This window comes from Ramlibacter sp. (genome assembly GCF_035706265.1).
Lineage (GTDB): Bacteria > Pseudomonadota > Gammaproteobacteria > Burkholderiales > Burkholderiaceae_C > Ramlibacter.
The window spans coordinates 1-2,022 of record NZ_DASSVG010000187.1; the positions used below are offsets into that span (position 1 = coordinate 1).

Annotated in this window: 3 protein-coding genes; all 3 read right to left on the reverse strand. The window is 66.8% G+C overall.

The annotated features are described in order from the left end of the window. On the reverse strand, window positions 1-399 hold a 399-nt coding region (locus VFM98_RS07015), incomplete at its 3' end, for a sulfite oxidase heme-binding subunit YedZ (RefSeq protein ID WP_414708994.1). A 16-nt stretch (window positions 400-415) separates the two neighbouring features. Then, window positions 416-1,414, reverse strand: coding sequence for a protein-methionine-sulfoxide reductase catalytic subunit MsrP (gene msrP, locus VFM98_RS07020; protein WP_325109194.1), 999 nt, complete (start codon window positions 1,412-1,414; stop codon window positions 416-418). A gap of 94 nt (window positions 1,415-1,508) precedes the next feature. Further along, a partial coding sequence (gene ccsA / locus VFM98_RS07025) for a cytochrome c biogenesis protein CcsA (protein WP_325109195.1) occupies window positions 1,509-2,022 on the reverse strand: 514 nt, incomplete at its 5' end.

Genomic DNA, 2,022 nt, shown 5'->3' on the forward strand with positions numbered 1-2,022 from the left:
GGCTGCCAGCGGCGTGAGCAGCACGAAGGCGGTGAAGCCCACCAGGATGAACGGCCTCTTGGCGATGTCCTTGCCGATCTCGCCGAAGTCGAAACCCTGGTCGAACCAGCCGTAGGCCAGCAGGTGCAGCACGACGTAGAAGTACGTGAACAGCCCCAGCATGCGGCGGAAGCGCGCCAGCGTGGGAACGGAGAACGCCACCCGCAACGGCGTGACGGCCAGCGTGAGGCACAGGAAGCGCAGCGTCCAGTCGCCGGTGGCGCGCGTGAGGTATTCGGCCGGGTTGGCGCCCAGGTTGTCGGTGAGCGCGCCGTAGAACAGCCACGCGAAGGGCAGCAGCCCGAGGACGAACAGCAGCGGCTTGGCCGCGGGATGCAGGAGGGAACGTGCGAGGGTCACCAAGGCCAGCTGCCGCTCAATAGTTCTTCTTCAAGTCCATGCCCGCATAGAGCTGGCCGACCTGGGGCTCGTAGCCGTTGAACATCAGGGTCTTGCGCTTCCTGGCGAACAGGCCGTCCTCGCCGATGCGGCGCTCGGTCGCCTGCGACCAGCGCGGATGGTCCACGTTCGGGTTCACGTTCGAATAGAAGCCGTACTCGTTGGCGGCGGCCTTGTTCCAGGCCGTCTTCGGCATCTGGTCGGTGAAGCGGATCTTGACGATGCTCTTGCCGCTCTTGAAGCCGTACTTCCACGGCACGACGACGCGCACCGGCGCGCCGTTCTGGTTCGGCAGCACCTCGCCGTACATGCCGAAGGTCAGCAGCGTGAGCGGATGCATGGCTTCGTCCATGCGCAATCCCTCCACGTACGGCCAGTCCAGCACGCGCGAGCCGACATAGGGCATCTGCTTGCGGTCCGCCAGCGACACGAACTCCACGAACTTCGCGCTGCCCTGCGGCTCCACCTTCTCGATCAGCTTGGCGAGCGAATAACCGACCCAGGGGATCACCATCGACCAGCCCTCGACGCAGCGCAGGCGGTAGATGCGCTCCTCCTGCGGGGCGAGCTTCACCAGGTCTTCCAGCGCGAATTTCGCCGGCTTCTTCACCAGCCCTTCGATCTCCACCGTCCACGGCGAAGGCTTGAGCGTGTGCGCGTTCTCCACCGGGTCGCCCTTGTCGGTGCCGAACTCGTAGAAGTTGTTGTAGCTGGTGGCGTCCTTGTACTCGGTGATCTTTTCCATGGTCACTGCGCCGGGCACTGTGGAGCGCACCACCTGCAGCGGCGCCAGCTTGCCGGGCCGCGTCACCTGCTGGGCGAAGGCCTCGCGCTGGGCCCACTGCGCCAGTGCCGCGCCGGCGGCGCCGGTGGCCATCCACTTCAGCAGGCGCCGGCGGTCCTCGTACACCGCGCGCGGCGTGATCTCGCTGGCTGTCGGGTGCTGGAAGCCGTCGCGGCCGGTCCGGATCAGCATTTCGTCTCCTTTGTTCGAAGGGGGTACCGTGGGTACGCACCCCATTCTTGCAAGGATTCGGATTTCCCGCCCGGCGGCAGGGCTGTAGCCCGGCTCAGAGCTCCCCGTAGCTGTGCAGCCCCGAGAGGAACATGTTCACGCCCAGGAAGGCGAAGGTCGTGACGGCCAGGCCGACCAGGGCCCACCAGGCGGACACCGTGCCGCGCAGCCCCTTCATCAGCCGCATGTGCAGCCAGGCGGCGTAATTGAGCCACACGATCAGGGCCCAGGTCTCCTTCGGGTCCCAGCTCCAGTAGCCGCCCCAGGCCTCGGCTGCCCACAGCGCGCCCAGCACGGTGGCGATGGTGAAGAAGGCGAAGCCGACCGCGATCGCCTTGTACATCACGTCGTCCAGCACCTCCAGCGCCGGCAGCCGCTCGGCGATGCGCCGGCGCGCCAGCAGGATGCCGCCCACCACCAGCGCCGATACTCCGAAGTAGATCGTCCAGTAGAGGCTGCTGGTCTCGATCGACTGGCGGAAGGCCATCGGGATCACGGTCAGGAACACGCCCAGCACCCACAGCGGCGCCAGCTTGTGCCAGCGCTGCTCGCCGGCCTGCATCTTCACC